The organism is Amycolatopsis sp. NPDC028719, from assembly GCF_055565395.1.
The window spans coordinates 443,291-463,904 of the sequence record NZ_JBVHUL010000004.1 but is presented as its reverse complement, the minus strand read 5'-3'; the positions used below and the strand labels follow the sequence as shown (position 1 = coordinate 463,904).

18 protein-coding genes are annotated in these 20,614 nt (G+C 70.7%); 12 read left to right on the top strand and 6 right to left on the bottom strand.

The features are described 5' to 3' along the window. Positions 1 to 5: 5 nt before the first annotated feature. Positions 6 to 1,466 (bottom strand): aldehyde dehydrogenase family protein, encoded by a 1,461-nt coding sequence (locus tag ACZ4TR_RS20670; protein ID WP_465288544.1) that lies wholly within the window; start codon positions 1,464 to 1,466, stop codon positions 6 to 8. 91 nt (positions 1,467 to 1,557) lie between these two features. On the opposite strand from ACZ4TR_RS20670, the gene ACZ4TR_RS20665 reads away from it, so the two are divergent. Then, a complete protein-coding gene (locus ACZ4TR_RS20665) occupies positions 1,558 to 2,136 on the top strand; it encodes a TetR/AcrR family transcriptional regulator (protein WP_465288543.1) in 579 nt (192 codons plus the stop codon). Between the two features lie 238 nt (positions 2,137 to 2,374). After that, positions 2,375 to 3,496, top strand: coding sequence for an aromatic ring-hydroxylating oxygenase subunit alpha (locus ACZ4TR_RS20660; RefSeq protein ID WP_465288542.1), 1,122 nt, complete (start codon positions 2,375 to 2,377; stop codon positions 3,494 to 3,496). Here ACZ4TR_RS20660 and ACZ4TR_RS20655 read toward each other — a convergent pair. Beyond that, positions 3,493 to 4,140, bottom strand: a complete 648-nt coding sequence (locus tag ACZ4TR_RS20655) for a GntR family transcriptional regulator (RefSeq protein WP_465288541.1) — start codon at positions 4,138 to 4,140, stop codon at positions 3,493 to 3,495. The two genes, ACZ4TR_RS20660 and ACZ4TR_RS20655, sit on opposite strands and share 4 nt — an antisense overlap. A 57-nt stretch (positions 4,141 to 4,197) precedes the next feature. Between ACZ4TR_RS20655 and ACZ4TR_RS20650 the strand changes: the two genes are divergently transcribed. From ACZ4TR_RS20650 to ACZ4TR_RS20620, 7 genes are all read left to right on the top strand, one after another. Continuing rightward, positions 4,198 to 5,412 (top strand): sarcosine oxidase subunit beta family protein, encoded by a 1,215-nt coding sequence (locus tag ACZ4TR_RS20650; protein WP_465288540.1) that lies wholly within the window; start codon positions 4,198 to 4,200, stop codon positions 5,410 to 5,412. An 8-nt stretch (positions 5,413 to 5,420) separates the two neighbouring features. Next, positions 5,421 to 5,699, top strand: coding sequence for a sarcosine oxidase subunit delta (locus ACZ4TR_RS20645; RefSeq protein ID WP_284746047.1), 279 nt, complete (start codon positions 5,421 to 5,423; stop codon positions 5,697 to 5,699). Then, a complete protein-coding gene (locus tag ACZ4TR_RS20640; protein ID WP_465288539.1) occupies positions 5,696 to 8,233 on the top strand; it encodes a 2Fe-2S iron-sulfur cluster-binding protein in 2,538 nt (845 codons plus the stop codon). The genes ACZ4TR_RS20645 and ACZ4TR_RS20640 overlap by 4 nt, the downstream gene beginning before the upstream one ends. Beyond that, on the top strand, positions 8,223 to 8,708 hold the full coding sequence (locus ACZ4TR_RS20635; protein WP_465288538.1) for a sarcosine oxidase subunit gamma: 486 nt from the start codon (positions 8,223 to 8,225) through the stop codon (positions 8,706 to 8,708). Before ACZ4TR_RS20640 ends, ACZ4TR_RS20635 begins: the two co-directional genes overlap by 11 nt. Then, positions 8,705 to 9,547: a formyltetrahydrofolate deformylase gene (purU, locus tag ACZ4TR_RS20630; RefSeq protein WP_465288537.1), complete on the top strand. Its 843-nt coding sequence runs from the start codon at positions 8,705 to 8,707 to the stop codon at positions 9,545 to 9,547. Before ACZ4TR_RS20635 ends, purU begins: the two co-directional genes overlap by 4 nt. Before the next feature lie 12 nt (positions 9,548 to 9,559). Continuing rightward, positions 9,560 to 11,995 (top strand): GcvT family protein, encoded by a 2,436-nt coding sequence (locus ACZ4TR_RS20625; protein WP_465288536.1) that lies wholly within the window; start codon positions 9,560 to 9,562, stop codon positions 11,993 to 11,995. A gap of 161 nt (positions 11,996 to 12,156) precedes the next feature. Then, positions 12,157 to 13,557, top strand: a complete 1,401-nt coding sequence (locus ACZ4TR_RS20620) for a S1C family serine protease (RefSeq protein ID WP_465288535.1) — start codon at positions 12,157 to 12,159, stop codon at positions 13,555 to 13,557. A gap of 4 nt (positions 13,558 to 13,561) precedes the next feature. Here ACZ4TR_RS20620 and ACZ4TR_RS20615 read toward each other — a convergent pair whose 3' ends face one another. After that, complete coding sequence (locus ACZ4TR_RS20615; RefSeq protein WP_465288534.1) at positions 13,562 to 13,936, bottom strand: MarR family winged helix-turn-helix transcriptional regulator; 375 nt, start codon at positions 13,934 to 13,936, stop codon at positions 13,562 to 13,564. An 86-nt stretch (positions 13,937 to 14,022) separates the two neighbouring features. Here ACZ4TR_RS20615 and ACZ4TR_RS20610 point away from each other — a divergent pair, with 86 nt between their 5' ends. Then, positions 14,023 to 15,489 carry an MFS transporter gene (locus ACZ4TR_RS20610; protein ID WP_465288533.1) on the top strand — a complete coding sequence of 489 codons (1,467 nt, stop codon included), beginning with the start codon at positions 14,023 to 14,025 and terminating at the stop codon, positions 15,487 to 15,489. A 62-nt stretch (positions 15,490 to 15,551) separates the two neighbouring features. On the opposite strand, the gene ACZ4TR_RS20605 is transcribed toward ACZ4TR_RS20610, so the two are convergent. Continuing rightward, positions 15,552 to 16,007 (bottom strand): carboxymuconolactone decarboxylase family protein, encoded by a 456-nt coding sequence (locus tag ACZ4TR_RS20605; RefSeq protein WP_465288532.1) that lies wholly within the window; start codon positions 16,005 to 16,007, stop codon positions 15,552 to 15,554. 47 nt (positions 16,008 to 16,054) lie between these two features. Between ACZ4TR_RS20605 and pdxR the strand changes: the two genes are divergently transcribed. Continuing rightward, positions 16,055 to 17,443, top strand: a complete 1,389-nt coding sequence (gene pdxR, locus ACZ4TR_RS20600; protein ID WP_465288531.1) for a MocR-like pyridoxine biosynthesis transcription factor PdxR — start codon at positions 16,055 to 16,057, stop codon at positions 17,441 to 17,443. 106 nt (positions 17,444 to 17,549) lie between these two features. Here pdxR and ACZ4TR_RS20595 read toward each other — a convergent pair whose 3' ends face one another. After that, positions 17,550 to 17,903: a VOC family protein gene (locus tag ACZ4TR_RS20595; protein WP_465288530.1), complete on the bottom strand. Its 354-nt coding sequence runs from the start codon at positions 17,901 to 17,903 to the stop codon at positions 17,550 to 17,552. 67 nt (positions 17,904 to 17,970) lie between these two features. Further along, on the bottom strand, positions 17,971 to 18,771 hold the full coding sequence (locus ACZ4TR_RS20590) for a glycoside hydrolase family 25 domain-containing protein (protein ID WP_364516888.1): 801 nt from the start codon (positions 18,769 to 18,771) through the stop codon (positions 17,971 to 17,973). 259 nt (positions 18,772 to 19,030) lie between these two features. Here ACZ4TR_RS20590 and ACZ4TR_RS20585 point away from each other — a divergent pair, with 259 nt between their 5' ends. Further along, positions 19,031 to 20,611: a substrate-binding domain-containing protein gene (locus ACZ4TR_RS20585; protein WP_465288529.1), complete on the top strand. Its 1,581-nt coding sequence runs from the start codon at positions 19,031 to 19,033 to the stop codon at positions 20,609 to 20,611. The last annotated feature ends 3 nt before the right edge of the window (positions 20,612 to 20,614 follow it).

Below are 20,614 nucleotides of genomic sequence, written 5' to 3'. Positions count from 1 at the left end.
GGGAGTCATCCCTTGAACCAGTGCTGCGGAACGGGATCGATGTTCTGGTAGACGTGCTTGCTCTCCTGGTACTCCGCCAGCCCGGACGGTCCGAGCTCGCGGCCGATGCCGGACCGGCCGAACCCGCCCCACTCCGCCTGCGGCAGGTAGGGGTGGTAGTCGTTGATCCACACGGTGCCGTGGCGCAGGGCCCCGGCGACCCGCTGGGCGCGGGACGCGTCCGACGTCCACACGGCCCCGGCGAGCCCGTACTCGGTGTCGTTGGCCAGCGCGATCGCGTCGGCCTCGTGCGCGAAGCGTTCCACGGTGACGACCGGGCCGAAGACCTCTTCCCGGACGACCGTCATGTCCCTGGTACAGCCGGAAAACACGGTCGGGCGGAGGAAGAAACCGTTTTCGTACTCCGGTCCTTCGGGGCGCTTGCCGCCCGCCCGGAGCGTGGCGCCTTCCTCGAGAGCGCTTTCGATGTAGCCCTCCACCTTGGCGCGGTGCTGCGCCGAGACGAGCGGGCCCGTCTCGGTCGCGGGGTCGAGGCCGTCGCCGACCCGGATCTTGTCGGCGCGCGCGGCGAGGTCCGCCACGAACCGGTCATGGATCCCATCCTGGATGATCAAGCGCGCGCCCGCCGAGCAGACCTGTCCCGAATGGACGAACGCGGCCATCAGCGCGTAGTCGAGGGCGGTGTCGTAGTCGGCGTCGTCGAACACCACGTTCGGGTTCTTGCCGCCGAGCTCGAGGGCGACCCGCCGGACGCCCTTCGCGGCGGCCGTCATGATCTTCTCGCCGGTCGCGTAGCCGCCGGTGAAGGAGACCAGGTCGACACCCGGGTGCTTGACCATCGCCGCGCCGACCCGGCCGTCGCCGAGCAGCAGGTTGACCACACCCGGCGGCGTCCCGGCCTCTTCCAGCAGGGCGACGAGCTTGATCGTGGTCAGCGGCGTGACCTCGCTGGGCTTGAGCACGACGGTGTTGCCCGCGGCCAGGGCGGGCGCGACCTTCCAGGACATCTGCAGCAGCGGGTAGTTCCACGGCGCGATGAGCGCGCAGACGCCCACCGGCTCGTGCACGATCCGGCTGACGACGGTCGCGCTGCCCGCGTCGACCAGGCGTCCGGCGTCCTTGCCGGCGAGGTCGGCGTAGTAGCGGAAGACGTTCGTCACGTCGTCGATGTCGATGCGGCCTTCGCCCAGCGTCTTGCCGGTGTCGAGGCTCTCGGTGCGGGCGAGTTCTTCGCGGTCGCGGACGAGCAGGCCGGCCACCTTGCGCAGGAGTTCGCCGCGCTCGGTGGCCGTGGTCCGGCGCCACGGGCCCTCGTCGAAGGCCCGCTCGGCGGCTCTGACCGCGGCGTCGACCTCCTCGCGGCCGGCTTCGGCGACCTGTTCGATCACCTGGCCGGTCGCGGGGTTCAGCACGTCGGAGTGGCTTTCGGCGTCGGACCAGACGCCGTCGACGTAAAGGTCCTTCATGCGGCCCCTTCCGGATCGGTAGTGGCTGCTCGGTGCCTTGAGTGCGTACATTTGTACGCGAAGCGTGTACAGATGTCCACAAGGGGGCTCGATGGCGAGAACCGAACCCGGCGCGACGCGGCGCCGTGGTCCGAACGACCCCGAACGGCGGGCGCGGATCGCCAAGGCGGCGATCGGGGTGGTCGCCCAGCGGGGGATCGACGGGGTCACGCACCGGTCGGTCGCGGCGGCGGCGGGGGTGCCGCTGGGCTCGACGACCTACCACTTCGCGACCCTGGACGACCTGCTGGAGGTGGCCCTGCACGAGGCGGCCGAGAAGAACGTCCACGCCTTGAAGGAGTGGGAGTCGGCGCTCCCGCCGGACGCCGACTTCGCCGCGGCCCTCTCCGACCTGGTCATGGGCTACATCAACGAGCAGTACCGGGACACGGTCGTCGAGTACGACCTCTACGTCGCGGCCCTGCACCGGCCGGCGCTCCGCAAGGCGAGCGCGGCGTGGGACGAGGCGCTCATCGCGTTCTTCGGCTCCCGCACCGACCCGCTGACCGGCCGTCTGCTGGCCGGCCTGTTCTGCGGCCTCCTGATGCAGGCGGCCCTCGCCGACCCCCGCCCGACCCGCGAAGAGATCGAAACCCTCTTCCGTCGAGCCATCCACGGCCCGACGGTGTGACAGAAGGGGCATCACGTGTGTCTGGAGGGGCATCACCTGTGATTGGAGGGGCATCACGCGTGATGCCCCTCCAATCACGCGTGATGCCCGCTCAATCACGCGCGATGCCGGAAACCTGTGGTGGGCGTTGAAAAACTTGGGTTGACAGCGGTCCTGGCTGCAGTCACTCTGTTCCGGAGTGAGCAACAAGACGCGTTCTGCGCAACTCCGGAACAGATCCGCGGAGAGGACCACGCCGGTGACCACTACCGATCTCCCGCCGAGCCTGCTGGCCACCCTGCCGGGCTCCGCCTACACCGATCCGGCGGTCTTCGCGCTGGAGCAGGCGAAGATCTTCGAGGCCGGCTGGTTCTGCGCCGTGCGCAGCGCGGACCTCGCCGGTCCCGGGTCGTTCGAGACCGTCCAGGTCGGCAAGGAGAGCGTCCTCGTCTCGCGCGGGCGGGACGGGAAGCTGAACGCGTTCCTCAACGTCTGCCGCCACCGCGGCGCCCGCCTCTGCACGTCCGAAAGCGGCACCGTCAAGCGTGCTTTCCAGTGCCCGTACCACGCCTGGACGTACGGCCTCGACGGCAAGCTCATCGCCGCGCCCAACCTCACCGGCATGCCGGACGTCGACCGCACCGAGTTCGGCCTGACGAAGGTCCACCTGCGCGAGTGGCTCGGCTACGCCTGGGTCTGCCTGGCCGACGAGCCGCCGTCGTTCGAGGAGACCGTCGTCGGCGCCGTCACCGAACGCCTCGGCAGCGCCGACGTGATCGACGCCTACGGCATCGACGGCCTGGCGCTGGGCAAGCGCATCGAGTACGACGTCAAGGCGAACTGGAAACAGATCATCGAGAACTTCATGGAGTGCTACCACTGCGCGACGATCCACCCCGAGCTCACCGAGGTCCTCCCGGAGTTCGCGGACGGGTACGCCGCGCAGTACTACGTCGGCCACGGCGCCGAGTTCGGTGGCGAGATCCAGGGCTTCACCATCGACGGCGGCGAAGGCGTCGACCGGCTCCCCGGCGTCACCGAAGCCCAGGACCGCAAGTACTACGCCATCACGATCAAGCCGGGCGTCTTCGTCAACCTCGTTCCGGACCACGTGATCCTCCACCGCATGTTCCCGCTGGCCCCCGACCGGACGCTGGTGCGCTGCGACTGGCTCTACCTGCCCGGAGTCGTCGAATCCGGCCAAGACCTGACGCGCTCGGTCGAGCTGTTCCACCGCGTCAACCTGCAGGACTTCGAGGCGTGCGAACGCTGTCAGCTCGCGATGGACTCACGCTCGTACGTCAACGGCGGGGTGCTCGTGCCCAGCGAGCACCACATCGGCGCGTTCCACGACTGGGTCCGCGCGAAAATCGCGGTCTAGATCAACGCCCGGATGGCGGCCTCGAAGCCGGCGACGTGCTCGAGCGTGAGCGCGGCGGCCTTCTCGGCGTCGCCTTCGATGATCGCGGTGAGGAGCGGGACGTGCTCGTCGACGTGGCCGGCCATCCCGGACAGCCGGGGCACGAACACGCACCAGATCCGCGTCGCGAGGTTGTCGTACCGGATCAGCGTGTCCTCGAGGAACGGGTTGTGCACGCACCGGTAGATCGCCCGGTGCAGGGCGAGGTCGGTGCGCAGCAGCTCGGCGTTGTCCCCGGCGGGGACCCCGGCGTCGAGCTGCGTGCGCAGTTCGGTGAGCGCCGCCCGGTCGGCCTCGGTCGCGCGTTCGGCGGCGGCCGCCGTGGCCATCGGCTCCAGCGTCCGCCGCACCTCGGAGATGTGCGCGAGGTCGGAGATGTGGACGTCGGTGGCGAACGTCCCGCGCCGCGGGTAGGCGACGACCAGGCGTTCGGACTCCAGCCGTTTCAGCGCTTCGCGGATCGGCGTCCGGCCCATGCCGAGTTCGCTGCCGAGCTCCTCCTCGTTGAGGGGGGAGCCCGGCGCGATGTCGAGCATGACCAGCCGGTCGCGGATGAAGACGTACGCCTGTTCCGCCAGCGAAGGGGCATTGACCTGTGGGTGCACGCCGCTTAGCCTACATCGACGATTGATATATCAGAAGTCGACCACGAAGGGTGCGCGATGACCATCCTGCCGGAGCACCCGGACTACCTCTGGGAGAACCCCGACCCGAAACCGGCCTACGACGTGATCGTGGTGGGTGGCGGCGGGCACGGGCTCGCCACCGCGTACTACCTGGCCAAGGTGCACGGCATCACGAACGTCGCCGTGCTGGAGAAGGGCTGGCTCGCGGGCGGCAACATGGCCCGCAACACCACCATCATCCGCTCCAACTACCTCTGGGACGAGAGTTCCGGCATCTACGAACACTCCCTCAAGCTGTGGGAAGGCCTCGAAGAGGACCTCGGCTACCCGATCCTGTTCAGCCAGCGCGGGGTGCTGAACCTGGCGCACAGCCTGCAGGACATCCGCGACAGCGTCCGCCGTGTGGAGGCCAACAAGCTCAACGGCATCGACGCCGAATGGGTGGACGCGGCCGGCGTCAAGGAGCTCTGCCCGATCGTCAACACCGCCCCGGAGGTCCGGTACCCGGTGCTCGGCGCGACCTACCAGCCGCGCGCGGGCATCGCGAAGCACGACTACGTGGCCTGGGGCTTCGCCCGCGCCGCCCACGAAATGGGGGTCGACCTCATCCAGAACTGCGAGGTCACCGGCATCTCGACGGTGAACGGCCGAGTTACCGCGGTCGAGACGTCGAGGGGCCGGATCGCCGCCGGCAAGGTCGCGCTGTGCGCCGCCGGGCACTCGTCGGTGCTGGCGAAGATGGTGGGCCTCGACCTGCCGCTCGTGTCGCACCCGTTGCAGGCGCTGGTGTCCGAGCTGCTGGAGCCGATCCACCCGACGGTCGTCATGTCGAACGCCGTGCACGTCTACGTTTCCCAGGCGCACAAGGGCGAACTCGTGATGGGCGCCGGCATCGACAGCTACAGCGGCTACGGCCAGCGCGGTTCGTTCCACATCATCGAGGAGCAGATGGCCGCCGCGCTGGAGCTGTTCCCGGTGTTCGCGCGGGCGCACCTGCTGCGGACGTGGGCCGGGATCGTCGACGTCAGCCCGGACGCGTCGCCGATCGTCGGGCTCACCCCGGTCGAGAACCTGTTCCTCAACTGCGGCTGGGGCACCGGCGGTTTCAAGGCCACGCCGGGGGTCGGTGACGTCTTCGCGGCCACCATCGCGCGCGGCAAGCCGCACGAGTACGCCGAGCCGTTCAGCCTCGACCGGTTCACCACCGGTGCCCTCGTCGACGAACACGGCGCCGCCGCCGTCGCGCATTAGGAGCTTTGATGCAACTGATTCCCTGCCCGTGGTGCGGGCCACGCGAAGAGGCCGAGTTCCACTACGGCGGCCAAGCCCACGTCGCCTACCCCGAAGACCCCGCCGCACTGTCCGATGAGGACTGGGCCAAGTTCGTCTTCTTCCGCGCCAACCCCAGCGGGCCGCTGGCCGAGCGCTGGAGCCACTCCGCGGGCTGCCGCCGGTGGTTCAACGCCGTCCGCGACACGCGCACCCACGACCTCCTGGCGGTCTACCGCCTGGACGAGCCCAGGCCGGTGATCTCATGACCCGGCTGTCCGGCGTCCCGCTCAAGTTCACCTTCGACGGCCGCGAGCTGACCGGTTTCCTCGGCGACACCCTGGCTTCCGCGTTGCTGGCCAACGGCATCCGCCAGGTCGCGACCAGCATCACCTACGGTCGGCCGCGCGGCATCGTCGCGGCCGGCGTCGAGGACTCGAACGCCCTCGTCCAGATCGAAGCGCCGTTCCCGGAACCGATGCTGTCGGCCACCACCGTCGAGCTGTACGACGGCCTGGAGGCCCGTGGCCTGCGCGGTCAGGGCCGGCTTGCCACCGAACCGGACCCGGCGCGGTACGACGCCAAGCACGCCCACTGTGACGTCCTGGTCATCGGCGCCGGACCCGCCGGGCGCGCCGCCGCGGCCGAAGCCGAGGGCCGGGTCCTGCTCGTGGACGACCAGCCCGACGGCGAAGCTCCGGAGGGTGTCCGGTTCCTCGCGCGCACCACGGCGTTCGGCATCTACGACGACGGGTTCGTGCTGGCCTTGGAGCGCCGAGGCGAGCCCGCCGCGCCCGAACGGATCTCGCGGCAGCGGGTGTGGCGGATCCGGGCTCGAAGGATCGTGCTGGCCACCGGTGCCCACGAGCGGCCGATCGTGTTCCCGGACAACGACCGCCCCGGCATCATGCTCGCCGGTGCCGCGCGCACGTACCTGAACCGCTACGGCGTCCTGGCCGGGCGGCGGGTGGTCGTGTTCACCACCAACGACAGCGCGTACGACGCCGCCTCCGACCTGGCCGGCGCCGGCGCCGGGATCGTGCGGATCGTCGACGCTCGCGAGGGCTACGGCGTCATCGGCACCGACGGCGACTCCCACATCACGGCCGCCCACGTGGCGAAACTGGGGGAGATGCGGGGGGAGCGGGTCGAGTGCGACCTGCTGCTCGTGTCCGGCGGCTGGAACCCCGCCGTGCACCTCTACAGCCAGGCTCGGGGCACCCTGCGATACGACCCCCGGCTGGGTGCGTACGTCCCGGACGGCGACTTGCCGGCCGTGAGTGTGGTCGGCGCGGCGGCGGGCGAAGGCCTGCCGGAAGCGAAGATCCTTTGGCAGGTGCCCGCGCCGGAGTCCGAAGTGGATACGCGGTTCGTCGACCAGCAGCGCGACGCGACCGTGTCCGACGTCCTGCGTGCCACCGGCGCCGGGCTGCGCTCGCTGGAGCACATCAAGCGCTACACCACGATCGGCACCGCCCACGACCAGGGCAAGACGTCCGGCATGCTCGCCGCCGGCATCACCGCGGTAGCTCTCGGTGTCGACTTGGCGACGCAGCGGCCGACGACGTTCCGCCCGCCGTACACGCCCGTGCCGTTCGCGGCGCTGGCCGGACGGCACCGCGGTGAGCTGCACGATCCCGTGCGCGTCACGGCGATCCACCCGTGGCACGTCGAGCACGGCGCCGAGTTCGAGAACGTCGGCCAGTGGAAGCGGCCGTGGTACTACCCGCGACCGGGCGAGTCGATGCACGACGCCGTCCGGCGCGAGTGCCGTGCGGCGCGCAACGACGTGGCCGTCATGGACGGGTCCACTCTCGGCAAGATCGACGTCCAGGGCCCGGACGCCGGCTGGTTCCTCGACATGCTCTACACGAACATGATGAGCACCCTCAAGGTCGGCCGGATCCGCTACGGCGTGATGTGCGGCGTCGACGGCATGGTGATCGACGACGGCACGGTCATCCGTGTCGGCGAGGAGCGCTTCCTCGTCACCACCACGACCGGCAACGCGGCGATGGTCCTCGACTGGATGGAGGAGTGGCTGCAGACGGAGTGGCCGCACCTCGAGGTTTTCGCGACGTCGGTCACCGAGCACTGGGCCACGATCCCCCTGGTCGGGCCGAAGTCCCGGGAAGTCCTGGGTCGCTTGGCGCCGAACCTCGACGTCTCCAACGAGGCCTTCGGGTTCATGACCTGGCAGGACGCCGAAGTCGCCGGAATCGCCGCCCGCGTCTGCCGGATCAGCTTCTCCGGCGAGCTGGCCTACGAGATCAACGTCCCGTCGTGGTACGGGCTCGCGCTCTGGCAGTCCATAGTGGACTCGGGCGCCACGCCGTACGGCACCGAGACCATGCACGTCCTGCGCGCCGAGAAGGGTTACCCGATCATCGGCCAGGACACCGACGGCACGGTGACGCCGCAGGACCTCGGCATGTCGTGGGCGGTGTCCAAGAAGAAGGCGGACTTCCTCGGCAAGCGGTCCTTCGCCCGCGCCGAGAACAACCGCCCCGACCGCAAGCAGCTGGTCGGTTTGCTCCCGGTGGATCCGTCGGTGCTCCTGCCGGAAGGCTCCCAGATCATCGAATCGGAAGTGGTGCCCGAGCCGCCGGTGCGGATGCTCGGCCACGTCACCTCCAGCTACGACAGCGCCGCGCTGGGCCGGTCCTTCGCCCTGGCTCTGGTGCGCTCCGGGCGTGAGCGCGTCGGCGAAACGCTCTACGTGCCGGTCGGCGACCAGGTGGTGCCGGTGACGGTGACCGAATCCGTGCTCTTCGACAAGGAAGGAGCCCGCCGTGACGGTTGACGCGGTCGAAGAACCGTTCCGCACCCAGCTCACCGTCCGCCTCCGCGACGGCGACACCCTCCTCGGCGTCGCCCTGCCCGCCCCATGCACCTTCACCACCGGCCGTGACATCGAGATCCTCTGGATGGGCCCCGACGAGTACCTCGTCCTGGGACCGGCGCTTTCACGTGAAAGTGCCGACCTGGAGGCCGCACTTTCACGTGAAAGTGCGGTTTTGGCCGTGGTGGACGTGTCGTGTCAGCGCAACGTCGTGCGGCTGACCGGGGAGCACGCGCGGGATGTGCTGGCGCACGGGTGCTCGATCGACCTCGACCCGGCGGTGTCGCCGCCCGGCACCTGCGTGCAGACGCTGTTCGCGCGCACCGGGATCGTGCTGATGGTGCGGGAAGAGGGCTTCACGATCCTCGTCCGCCAGTCGTTCGCGAACTACTTCGCGGCGTGGCTGGCCGACGCGAGCCTGGAGTACGTCTCGTGACCTTCACCCTGACGCTCAAGTGCCCGGAACGCTCCGGCATCGTGCACGCCGTCACGACGTTCCTCGTCGGGCAGGGCTGCGACATCGTCGAGCACCAGCAGTTCGACGACGACGTCCGCGGCTCGCTGTTCCTGCGCACGTCGTTCACCTGCCCGGGGCCGGCCACAGTGGACGATCTCACGCGGGCATTCGCGCCGGTGGCCGGCGACTTCGGGATGGAGTTCGGGTTCTCCGACGGGACGCCGCCGCGGATCCTCGTGATGGTGTCGAAGTTCGGGCACTGCCTCAACGACCTGCTGTTCCGCTGGCGCGCGGGCAGCCTCGGCGCGGACATCGCCGTCGTCGTGTCCAACCACGAAGACCTGCGGCCGATGGCCGAGGCGGCCGGCGTCCCGTTCGTGCACGTGCCCGTCACGGCGGAGACCAAGCCGGAGGCCGAGCAGCGGCTGCTCGACCTGGTCGGGGAGTACCAGGCCGACCTCGTCGTGCTCGCCCGGTACATGCAGGTGCTGTCCAACGAGCTGTGCCAGAAGCTCGAAGGCCGCGCGATCAACATCCACCACTCGTTCCTGCCCGGCTTCAAGGGCGCCAAGCCCTACCACCAGGCCTACGACCGCGGCGTCAAGTACGTCGGCGCGACCGCGCACTACGTCACCCCCGACCTCGACGAGGGTCCGATCATCGAGCAGGAGGTCCAGCGCGTCGACCACACCCACTCGCCGCGCGAGCTCGTGACCGTCGGCCGTGACGCCGAAGCCCTCGCCCTCTCCCGCGCGGTGCGGTGGCACTGCGAACGCCGCGTCCTGCTCAACGGCAACAGCACCGTCGTATTCCGGTAGAAGGAGTTCGCCATGACCGCACCGAAAGTCGTGATCATCGGCGCCGGCATCGTCGGCGCGAACCTGGCCGACGAGCTGACCGCCCGCGGCTGGGCCGACGTCACCGTGCTCGACCAGGGCCCGCTGCCGCGCACCGGCGGGTCGACGTCGCACGCGCCCGGCCTGGTGTTCCAGACGAACGCGTCCAAGGCGATGACGGAGTTCGCGAAGTACACCGTCTCGAAGTTCCTGGAGCTGGACTGTTTCCTCCAGGTCGGCGGCATGGAGGTCGCGACGACGCCGGCGCGCTGGGAGGACCTCAAGCGCAAGCACGGCTGGGCGCAGTCCTGGGGCGTCCCGGGTTCCCTCATCGACACCGGCGAGTGCGTCCGGCGCTGGCCGCTGCTCGACGGCTCGCAGGTCTTCGGCGCGCTGCACACCCCGACCGACGGGCTGGCCCGGGCGGCGAAGGCGGTGGCCGTGCTCGCTGAGCGGGCTTCGGCGCGGGGTGCTCGTTTTGTCGGCTCGACGCGTGTCACCGATGTCCTCCAGGAAGGGGGGCGCGTCACCGGCGTCCGGACCGACCAGGGCGACTTCCCCGCGGACGTCGTCGTGTCGTGCGCGGGGTTCTGGGGCCGGGAGATCGGCGCGATGGTGGGCATGGACGTGCCGTTGCTGCCCCTGGCCCACCAGTACGTGAAGACCGGGCAGGTCGCGGAGCTCGTCGGGCACACCACCGAGGAGGTCGAAGCGAGCCTGCCGATCCTACGCCACCAGGACCAGGACCTGTACTTCCGCGAGCACGCCGACCGGATCGGCATCGGCTCCTACGCGCACCGGCCGATGCCGGTCGACGAGTCCACATTGGATCCGTCGGTGACGGAGACGGCGATGCCGTCGATGCTGCCCTTCACCGAAGACGACTTCGCGCCGTCGTGGGAGGAGAGCAAGCTGCTCCTGCCCGCGCTGCGGCAGACCAAGGTCGAGGAGGGCTTCAACGGGATCTTCTCGTTCACCCCGGACGGTCAGTCGCTGGTCGGGGAGTCCGCCGACGTCCGCGGGTTCTGGCTCGCCGAAGCGGTGTGGGTGACGCACTCCGCGGGCATCGCCAAGGCCGTCGCCGAGCTGCTGGTCGACGGGCATTCCGAGACGGACCTGCACGAGGTCGACGTCCACCGCTTCGAGGACGTCCAGCTCGCGCCGTCGTACGTGAGCGAGACTTCGCAGCAGAACTTCGCCGAGGTCTACGACATCCTGCACCCGTTGCAGCCCAGGCTTTCCCCGCGCGACCTGCGCGTTTCGCCGTTCCACGTGCGGCAGCGCGAGCTGGGGGCGGTGTTCCTGGAGGCGGGGGGCTGGGAACGGCCGCACTGGTTCGAGGCCAACGCGCCGCTGCTGAAGAAGCTTCCGCACGATTGGCTCCCGCCGGCGCGGGACGCGTGGTCGGCGCAGTTCCACTCGCCGATCGCGGCGGCCGAGGCGTGGCACACGCGCAACGGTGTGGCGCTGTACGACATGACGCCGCTGAAGCGCGTCGAGGTCAGCGGAAGCGGGTCACTGGCGTTCTTGCAGTCACTGACCACGAACCAGCTGGAGAAATCCGTCGGGTCGGTCACCTACACGCTGATGCTGGACGACGCGGGCGGCATCCGCAGCGACGTCACCGTGGCGCGGCTCGGACCGGAGCGCTTCCAGGCCGGGATCAACGGGAACATCGACGTCGACCACCTCGTGAAGCACGCGCCTCCCGGGGTGCAGATCCGCGACATCACCGGCGGGACGTGCTGCGTCGGCGTCTGGGGGCCGCTCGCGCGTGACCTCGTGCAGCCGCTGAGCCGGGAAGACTTCTCGCACGCCGGGTTGAAGTACTTCCGGGCCCGCCAGGCGCGGATCGCCGGGGTGCCGGTCGTCGCGATGCGACTGTCCTATGTGGGCGAACTCGGCTGGGAGATCTACACGAGCGCGGACAACGGACTGCGGCTGTGGGACGCGCTGTGGGCGGCCGGGCAGTCGCTGGGCGTCATCGCGGCCGGACGAGCCGCCTTCAACGGCCTGCGGCTGGAGAAGGGCTACCGGCTGTGGGGCACCGACATGACGACCGAACACGACCCGTACGAGGCCGGTGTCGGCTTCGCGGTGCGGCCGGCCAAGGGCGACTTCCTCGGACGGGCGGCGATCGAAGGCCGCAGTGAAGACACCGCGTCACGGCGGCTGCGGTGCCTGACGATCGACGACGGCCGCACGGTCGTGCTGGGCAAGGAACCGGTGTTCGTCGACGGGGTCGCTTCGGGCTACGTCACGAGCGCGGCCTACGGCTACACGATCGGCCGGCCGATCGCCTACGCCTGGCTCCCGGCGTCGGCGGACGTCGGCAGCGGCGTCGAGATCGAGTACTTCGGCCGCCGGGTCGCGGCCACCGTGGCCGCCGAGCCGCTGGTCGACCCCGGCATGGACCGGATCCGGCGATGAGCCCCCGTCAGGTGGGCGCGGCGTAACTTCGATCACGTCGGCATGCCGGCCGGGGCTCCTCGGGTACATCCACAGCAACTCCATGGAAGCGCGCCAGGAAATTCTCAGGAACCAGGCGTTTCCTGGAACGGCCGGAGGCTTGTCGAGGGCTGGAGCTGTGCATGAGCGAGTACGAACGAGGACCGCGGGGCGGCGGCGAGTACCCGTACGGCTACGGCCAGGGCGACTACCCGCAGGGTCAGGGCTACTACGGGCAGCAGCCCCACGACCAGCAGCAGTACTACGGGCAGCAGCCCCACGACCAGCAGTACTACGGGCAGCAGCCGTACGGCCAGGCCCGTGACCAGTGGGGCCGCCCGTACCCGCCTCCGCAGTACACCCAGCCCCAGGGCTTCTACGGCCACGAGGGCGCCCCGCACGGCTACGGCTACCCGCCGCCCGTCCCGCAGCCGCCGCGCAGGCGTCCGCTGCGGGCCCTGACCTTCGCCGTCGTCGCGGTCGCCCTCGCCGTGGTCGCCGGGCTCGGCATCGGGCACTTCATCTCCGCCTCGAACAGCTCCACCGCCGGCGGCAACCAGAACTTCGGCTACTCCGGGCAGCCCAGCGCGTCGGCCACGGCACTCGACGCCGACGCCGTCGCCGCGAAGGTCAACCCGGCCATCGTCAACATCAACACCGAGCTCGGCCTGCAGGGCGCCGCCGCGGCCGGCACCGGGATCGTGCTCACCGCGGACGGCGAGGTGCTGACGAACAACCACGTCGTCGCCGGGGCGACCAGCATCAAGGTCACCAGCATCGGCACCGGGGACACGTACAAGGCTGAAGTCGTCGGCTACGACCGCAGCGAAGACATCGCGGTCCTGCAGCTCGAAGACGCGTCCGGCCTGCCCACCGCGAGCATCGGCGACTCGTCCACCGTCAAGGTGGGCGACCAGATCCTCGGCCTCGGCAACGCCGGCGGCCGCGGCGGCGACCCCGTCCCGGCGCCCGGCACGGTGACCGCGCTGGACCAGTCGATCACCGCCTCCGACGAGTCCAGCGGCTCGTCCGAGCAGCTCACCGGGCTGATCCAGGTCCGCGCGAACATCGAGTCCGGCGACTCCGGCGGCCCGCTCGTCAACGCGAACGCACAGGTCATCGGCGTCGACACCGCCGCGTCCACCGGGTACCAGCTCAACGGCCGCCGCAGCGGTGCCGGTGGTCAGGGCTTCGCCATCCCGATCAACCAGGCCGTCGACATCGCGCACCGGATCGTCGCGGGCACCGCGTCCGACAAGATCCACATCGGCAAGACGGCGTTCATCGGCGTCTCGGTGTCGGACGCGCAGGGGCAGGGCGCCCAGGTCCGCGAGGTCGTCGCCCGCGGCCCGGCGCAGCAGGCAGGCCTCGCGGCCGGGGCCGTGATCACCGCCATCGACGGCACGGCGATCGACTCGGCGACGACGCTGACGAACGTGATGGACACCCACCACCCGGGCGACAAGCTGACCCTGACGGTCACCAGCGCCGCCGGCGGTCAGCAGCAGCTCCAGGTGACGGCGGCCGAGGGGCCTGTGGGCTGACGCGTCAGCGCAGGGTTTCGTTGAGCACTTCGCGGTGCGTCCGCTTGGCCGCGAGGTACTTCTCCCGGCCGGCGTCGGTGAGGGTGACGAAGATGCCGCGCCGGTCCACCTCGCACAGCGCGCGCTCGACCAGGCCCTCCTTCTCGAGGCGGGCGACCAGCCGCGAGGTGGCGCTCTGGCTGAGGTGGATGGCTCCGGTGAGGTCGGCCGAGCGGCACTTGAAGTCGCAGGTCGCGAGCCGTTCCAGGGCCTCGAACTCGTTCGCGCCGATCCCGTGGCGCTCCTGCAGGCGGCACTCGAGCGTGGTGAACACGGCCGAGTAGCGGGCCAGCAACTCGTGCCACTCCTGGACCAGGCCCTGCTCGGCGACGTCGCTCACGGCGACCAACTTAGCATGCACGGGCATCAGATGCAAACGCATTAAATGCTTAGACATTAGATGCGTGTGCATGTACTGTCGCCGACATGAGTTCTTCCGTGTCCTTGTCCACCACCTCGACCCGGTGGGACGCACGTCTCTGGGGTGTCCTGCTCACCGTTTCGATCGTCATCGGTCTCGACGCGCTCGACGTGTCGATGGTCGGGGTCGCGCTCCCCGCCATCCAGGCCGACCTCGGCCTGTCCACCAACGCGCTGCAATGGGTCGTCAGCGGCTACGTCCTGGGCTACGGCGGGCTGCTGCTGCTCGGCGGGCGCACCGCCGACCTGCTCGGCCGCCGCCGCGTGTTCCTCGTCGCCGTCGCCGTGTTCGCGCTGGCCTCGCTGCTCGGCGGGCTCGTCGACGACGGCGCGCTGCTCATCGCGAGCCGCTTCATCAAGGGCCTGGCCGCCGCGTTCACCGCCCCGGCCGCGCTGTCCATCATCACCACGACGTTCCAGGAGGGCCCGGCCCGCAACAAGGCGATCAGCATCTTCGCCGTGTTCGGGGCGAGCGGGTACTCCGCCGGGCTCGTGTTCTCCGGCCTGCTGACCGAGGTCGGCTGGCGCTGGACGTTCCTGCTGCCCGCGCCGATCGCCCTGGTCGCGTTCGCCGCCGCGTGGAAGCTGATCCCGGCCTATCGGCGGGAAGAAGGCCGCGGCTACGACTTCCCGGGCGCCATCACCGGCGCCGCCGGCTCGCTGCTGCTGGTGTTCGGCGTCGTCGAGGCGCCCGAGGTCGGCTGGGCCGCACCGCGCACGCTGATCACGTTCGCCGTCGCGCTCGCCCTGCTGGTGACGTTCGTGGTCATCGAGAAGCGCAGTCCCCACCCGCTGCTGCGCCTGGGCATCCTCCGCGCCGGCCCGCTGGCCCGCGCGAACCTCGGCGGCGCGCTGTTCTTCGGCGCGTACATCGGGTTCCAGTTCGTCGTGATGCTGTACCTGCAGCGGGTGCTCGGCTGGTCGGCGCTGCAGACGGCGCTCGGCTTCCTGCCGGCGGCGCTGATCGTGGCGTTCGGCTCGCCGCGCATCGAGCCGCTGATCGACCGGATCGGCACCCCGCGCACGATCTTCGCCGGCGTCGTCGCGCACGTCATCGGCTACGCGCTGTTCCTGCGGGTGGACGAGCACTCGGGGTACGCGGCGTTCGTGCTGCCCAGCATGATCCTGCTCGGCATCGGCTTCACGCTGGCGTTCTCTTCGCTCAACATCCAGGCCACGGCCGGGATCGCGGACAGCGAGCAGGGGCTCGCGGGCGGCCTGCTGAACACGTCGCTGCAGGTGGGCGGCGCGATCGGGCTCGCGGTGGTGACGGCGGTCCTGACCGCCAACGGCGGCCGCGAGGCCTCCCCGGCGGCGCTGCTCACCGGGTTGACGCCGGCGTTGAGCGTGGTCACCGGCATCGCGGTGCTGGGGTTGCTGATCGCGATCAGCGGCCTGGCCGCCCGCAAGCAGCCGGTCACCGAAGAGCCGGCGGCCTCGGAGCCGGAGGACCTGCTGGCTCTCGCGGACTGACGCAAGCCCCTGAAGGCCACCATGAGGGCACTGGATGCCCTCATGGTGGCCTTCAGGGGCATTCAGGCGGCCCGCTCGTCCGTGCCCGGCACCTTCGCCGTGGTGATGGCGATGCGGTTCCACGTGTTGATGGTGAAGATCAGCGCGAGAAGCTGGGCCAGTTCTTCCTCGCCGAACCGACCGGCCGTCCGGGCGTAGACGTCGTCGGGGACGCCGCCGGAGACCAGCGTGACGGCTTCGGTCAAGGCCAGCGCGGCCTGTTCCTTTTCGCTGAAGAAAGGACCCGCTTCCCGCCACACGGCCACCAGGTGCAGCCGCTCCTCGCTCTCGCCGGCCTTGCGGGCGTCCGAGGTGTGCATGTGCAGGCAGTAGGCGCAGCGGTTGAGCTGCGACGCGCGGATCTGGACCAGCTCGACCAGTGCGGGGTCCAGGCCGGCGCGGGCGGCGGCGTCGAAGCCGATCAGGGCCTTGAAGGCCTTCGGGGCGGACTTGGCGAAGTTCAGGCGGGAGTTCGTCATGACCAGAAATCTAGGGCGCGGTTGACCTCTGTGTAGGGTGCATTTCCGTGGCGGATTCGTGGGTCAATTCCGGAGTCGACCTCCACCTGGAGCTGGCGGGCGCCGGCGGCAGGCGGGCCGCGCTCATCACGGCGCTGCGCGACGCCGTCCGCACCGGACGGCTCGCCCCGGGCACCCGGCTCCCGCCGTACCGGTCGCTGGCCGCCGACCTCGGGCTGGCGCGCAACACCGTCGCCGACGCCTACGCCGAGCTGGTCGCCGAGGGCTGGCTGACCGCCGTCCAGGGCTCCGGCACGCGCGTCGCCTCGCGGGCCGAGCCACTCCCGGCGGCCCGGACACCGAAGAAGGCGCCGGGCGTTCCGGCACCGCGGTACGACCTGCGGCAGGGCCGGCCGGACGCGACGTCGTTCCCGCGCCCGGAATGGCTTGCCGCCGCGCGCCGCGCGCTGGCCGTCGCCCCGCACGACGCCTTCGGGCCCGGCGACCCGCGCGGCCGGCGCGAACTGCGGGAGGCACTGGCCGGCTACCTCGCGCGGGCCCGCGGCGTGCGGACGTCGCCGGAGCGGATCGTGGTGTGCTCGGGGTTCGCGCACGCGCTGCGGCTGCTGTTCCCGGCGGTCCTGCGCGGCCCGCTCGCCGTCGAGGCGTACGGTCTCGCGTTCCACCGTTCGATCCTCGCCGCGGCCGGCGTCGAGACGGTTCCCCTTGCCCTGGACGAAAAAGGCGCGCGGGTCGGCGAGCTGGACGTGCCGGCGGTGCTGTTGACGCCCGCGCACCAGTTCCCGACCGGCGGCCCGCTGCACCACGACCGCCGCACCGCGGTGATCGACCACGTCCGCGCGACCGGCGGCCTGCTCATCGAGGACGACTACGACGGCGAGTTCCGCTACGACCGCAAGCCGGTCGGCGCGGTCCAGGGCCTCGACCCCGAGCACGTCGTCTACGCCGGGTCGGTGAGCAAGAGCCTCTCACCGGCGGTGCGGCTCGGGTGGCTGGTGCTGCCGGAGCGCCTCGTCGACGCCGTGCTGGCGGTGAAGGGCGAGCGCGAGGCGTGGGCCGGCGTGCTGGATCAGCTGACGCTGGCGGAGTTCCTGGAATCCGGCGGGTACGACAAGCACATCCGGCGCATGCGCCAGCGGTACCGGCGGCGTCGCGACCTGCTCGTCGAGGCGCTGGCCGAGCGGGCGCCGCACGTGGTGCCGACCGGTGTCGCCGCCGGCCTGCACGCGGTGCTGCGGTTGCCGTCCGGCAGCGAGCCGTCCGCGGTGAAAGCCGCGGCGTGGCAAGGACTCGCGCTGGACGGCCTGGCTGCCTTCCGGCACCCGGGCACCGCGATGTCCACAATGGACGGACTGGTGGTCGGCTACGCGACGCCGCCCGAACACGCGTACCCGGCGGCGATCGACGCGCTCTGCCGCGCACTCCCACCCGCCTGACCGACGCTCCGCCCCCCCCAGCGCCCCAATGTGGCCTTGGTTGCGTCTGACGCACCGAAGGCCGCCTTGGGTGCGTCAGACGCACCGAAGGCCACATTGGGGCGCTTCAGGCGGGTTGCCAGAGTTCGATGCGGTTGCCTTCCGGATCGGTGACCCAGCCGAAGCGGCCGACGCCGGCCATGTCCTGGGTCTCCTCGGCCACCTCCGCACCCTTCTCGCGGAGCTGGGCGAGCATCGCGTCGAGGTCGCGGACCCGGAAGTTGAGCATGGTCTGCTGGGAACGGGCGCCGAAGTAGTCGGTCCCGGCCTCGAACGGCGCGAACACCGTGGGCCCGGACTCCTGCTGCCACATCCCGTGCTCGTCGGCGCCGAGGCCGAGGGCGTCCCGGTACCACGCGCCCAGTGCCGCCGGGTCCGCCGCGCGGATGAAGTACCCACCGATGCCGAGCACGCGTTCCATGCCGCGATACTGCCAGCGGGGCGGGGAGTCCGGGGCCGCCGACACGCGGACGGCCCCGGACCTGCCGCTACCCGACGATGTCGACCTCGAAGGGGTCGGCCGAGCTGTAGTTGATGTCGGCCCACACCGCGCCCGGCAGGTCGTAGCGCCGGTGGGACGTCAGCTTGTTGTTGTAGCCCGCGACCTGCGTGGGGTTGTGGCCGACGCCCTGGTGGTCGTTGCCCCAGGCGAAGATGTCGCCGACCCACATCGGCTTCGAAAACCCGTCACCGCCGAGCCGCGGGCGGATGATGACCGCCGCGCCGGGGCTGCCGGACAGGAACACGCGCACCGTGTTCTGGTTGGCGTTGGGCGGGGTGACGGTGATGCGCTCCATGATCTCCACTCCAGTCGAGGCGGATCCGTTTCCGTCCACGCCGGGCCAGTAGTCGGCGACGGACGAGACGTCGTAACCCGGGGCGACGTCCCCGCGGTACTGCTTGGCGATCGCTCCGTCGGGGATCGCGGGATCCCCGTTGTAGTGGGCGATCCAGTAGTGCGGCTCGGCGACGCCGGCCGACGAGAACGCCGAGCGCACCGAGGGCCAGGTCGAAAGGTTGCAGTAGATCGTGGGGTCCGCGCCGGCCGCGCGGCGCATCCGGACCCAGCCCGGCGCTTCGGCCGGGGTGGCGTCGCCGGGTTCGACGTCCAGGACGTGGCCGTCGTTCGTGCTCGCCTTCTTGACGATCGTGACCTTGACCGCGTTGGGGAAACGTGCCCAGTCGGCGGCCGACCAGGGTTCCAGTTTGATCTTGTCGATGTATCCCGCGACCATCTCCGCGCCGGCGGGGATGTTCGCGGCCGTGACCGCGTCGTACATCGTGCGCACGGGTTGCGTCTCCGTTCGGTGCCGTTCGCCGTTTCGGGGACAGCGAAATCGTCTCCGCGACTCGCCATCGTGCTGTTACCCATGTGGGACGGGCGTCAAGCGCAAATGTTACGCAGTTCCGGACCGTCACCGAGACGGCCGCACCGCGCAATTCCTTCACCACGGGATCACGCGGCGATGGTGACTTTCCGCTATCGGGTCTGGCTTCCCGCTCACCCGGCTGGCAAGCTGCCAGGACTTCATGACGGAAGGTGCGTGCATGGCGGCACACCCGGCGCGATCCCGGCGCATCGACGCGCGGGTCGTCGTCCTGAGCGTGCTGCTCGTGGTCGCCCTGCTCGCCTGGGCCGGCGTCGACTACCTGCGCGACCGCCTCGCCGCCGGCGGCTGCGACACCACCACGCCCGTCCACATCACCGCGGCGCCGGACGTCGCGCCGGTGCTCACCACGCTCGCCCGGACCGTGCCGGCGCCGGACTGCTACACCGTCGAGGTCACGGCGGCCGCGTCGGCGGCCACCGCGGCGGCACTGGAAACCAACGGCGCGAACGGTCCCGACGTCTGGGTGCCGGAGTCGAGCAGCCGGCTGCTGCAGGCCCGCGACGGCGGCGCGTGGAACCTGCCCGAGTCCGGCCAGTCGGTGGCGAGTTCGCCGGTCGTGCTGGCCCTGACCGACGAGGTCGCGAAACAGGCCGGCTGGCCGGGAAAGTCACCGTCCTGGTCGGACGTCCTCGCGGGAAGCCCGGTCGGGCTGCCCGACCCGAGCCGCGACCCGGCCGGCATCGCCGCGCTGATCGGCCTGCAGCAGGTGACCAAGGACGCGCCCGACCCCGCTGCGGCGTTCACCGAGGAGATCCGCAAGCTCTCCGCGGTCAAGGAACCCTTCACCGCGTCGCCGGCGTCGGAACAGTCCGTGCTGGCGCGCGAGCTCGTCGCCGCGTACCCGGCGGCCGGCGTGCCCAGCCTCGACTACCCGTACGTCGTGCTTCCGCGCGCGTCGGAGGCTTCGCGGTCGGCGGCCGAGCGGTTCCTGCGGCTGCTGCTCGACCAGACCGCCACGAAGACGTTCGCCGACGCCGGATTCCGGACGCCGTCCGGGCAGCTGCTCGGCGACCGGCCGCGCGACACCCGCACGGACGCCGCGCCGCGCCCGGCCCGGCCGCCCGCGCCGGACGCGATGTACGGCGTGCTGCAGGCGTGGGCCGGGGCGAACCTCAGCGCCCGCGTCCAGGTCCTGCTCGACGTCTCCGGCTCGATGGCCGCCACCGTCCCCGGCACCGGCCGGAGCCGGATGGCGCTCACCCTGGAAGCCGCGACGCAGGGTCTCGGGTTGTTCAAGCCGACGACGGAAATCGGCCTGTGGTTGTTTTCCACCAAGCTCGACGGCGCCAAGGACTACCGGGAACTGCTGCCGATGCGGTCGATCGCGGAACAGCTCGCCGGTGGTGGGGTGGCGACGCTGCAGGCGGTCAAGCCGAAGGCCGGCGGCGCGACCGGGCTGTACGACTCGATCCTCGCCGCGTACCAGAACGCGCGGCAGAACTGGCAGCTCGGCCGGATCAACGTCGTCGTCGTGCTGACCGACGGCCGCAACGAGGACAGCGACTCCGTCGGGCTGCCCGGCCTGCTCGCGGAGCTGGCCCGGCTGCAGGACCCGCGGAAACCGTTGCCGGTGATCGGGATCGGCATCGGCCCCGACATCGACGCGAGCGAGCTGAAGCAGGTCTCGGCCGCCACCGGCGGCGAGTCGTTCACCACGCCGGACCCGCGCAAGATCTCCGACGTCTTCTACCAGGCGCTGAGCACGCTCATGTGCCAGCCGCCGGCCTGCAAGAAGTGAGGA

Excerpts from the sequence above, each read along its gene's own strand:
- ACZ4TR_RS20670 (WP_465288544.1), bottom strand. The coding sequence starts at position 1,466 with ATGAAGGACCTTTACGTCGACGGCGTCTGGTCCGACGCCGAAAGCCAC.
- ACZ4TR_RS20665 (WP_465288543.1), top strand. The coding sequence starts at position 1,558 with ATGGCGAGAACCGAACCCGGCGCGACGCGGCGCCGTGGTCCGAACGAC.
- ACZ4TR_RS20650 (WP_465288540.1), top strand. The coding sequence starts at position 4,198 with ATGACCATCCTGCCGGAGCACCCGGACTACCTCTGGGAGAACCCCGAC.
- ACZ4TR_RS20645 (WP_284746047.1), top strand. The coding sequence starts at position 5,421 with ATGCAACTGATTCCCTGCCCGTGGTGCGGGCCACGCGAAGAGGCCGAG.
- ACZ4TR_RS20640 (WP_465288539.1), top strand. The coding sequence starts at position 5,696 with ATGACCCGGCTGTCCGGCGTCCCGCTCAAGTTCACCTTCGACGGCCGC.
- ACZ4TR_RS20625 (WP_465288536.1), top strand. The coding sequence starts at position 9,560 with ATGACCGCACCGAAAGTCGTGATCATCGGCGCCGGCATCGTCGGCGCG.
- ACZ4TR_RS20620 (WP_465288535.1), top strand. The coding sequence starts at position 12,157 with ATGAGCGAGTACGAACGAGGACCGCGGGGCGGCGGCGAGTACCCGTAC.
- ACZ4TR_RS20610 (WP_465288533.1), top strand. The coding sequence starts at position 14,023 with ATGAGTTCTTCCGTGTCCTTGTCCACCACCTCGACCCGGTGGGACGCA.
- ACZ4TR_RS20605 (WP_465288532.1), bottom strand. The coding sequence starts at position 16,007 with ATGACGAACTCCCGCCTGAACTTCGCCAAGTCCGCCCCGAAGGCCTTC.
- ACZ4TR_RS20595 (WP_465288530.1), bottom strand. The coding sequence starts at position 17,903 with ATGGAACGCGTGCTCGGCATCGGTGGGTACTTCATCCGCGCGGCGGAC.
- ACZ4TR_RS20585 (WP_465288529.1), top strand. The coding sequence starts at position 19,031 with ATGGCGGCACACCCGGCGCGATCCCGGCGCATCGACGCGCGGGTCGTC.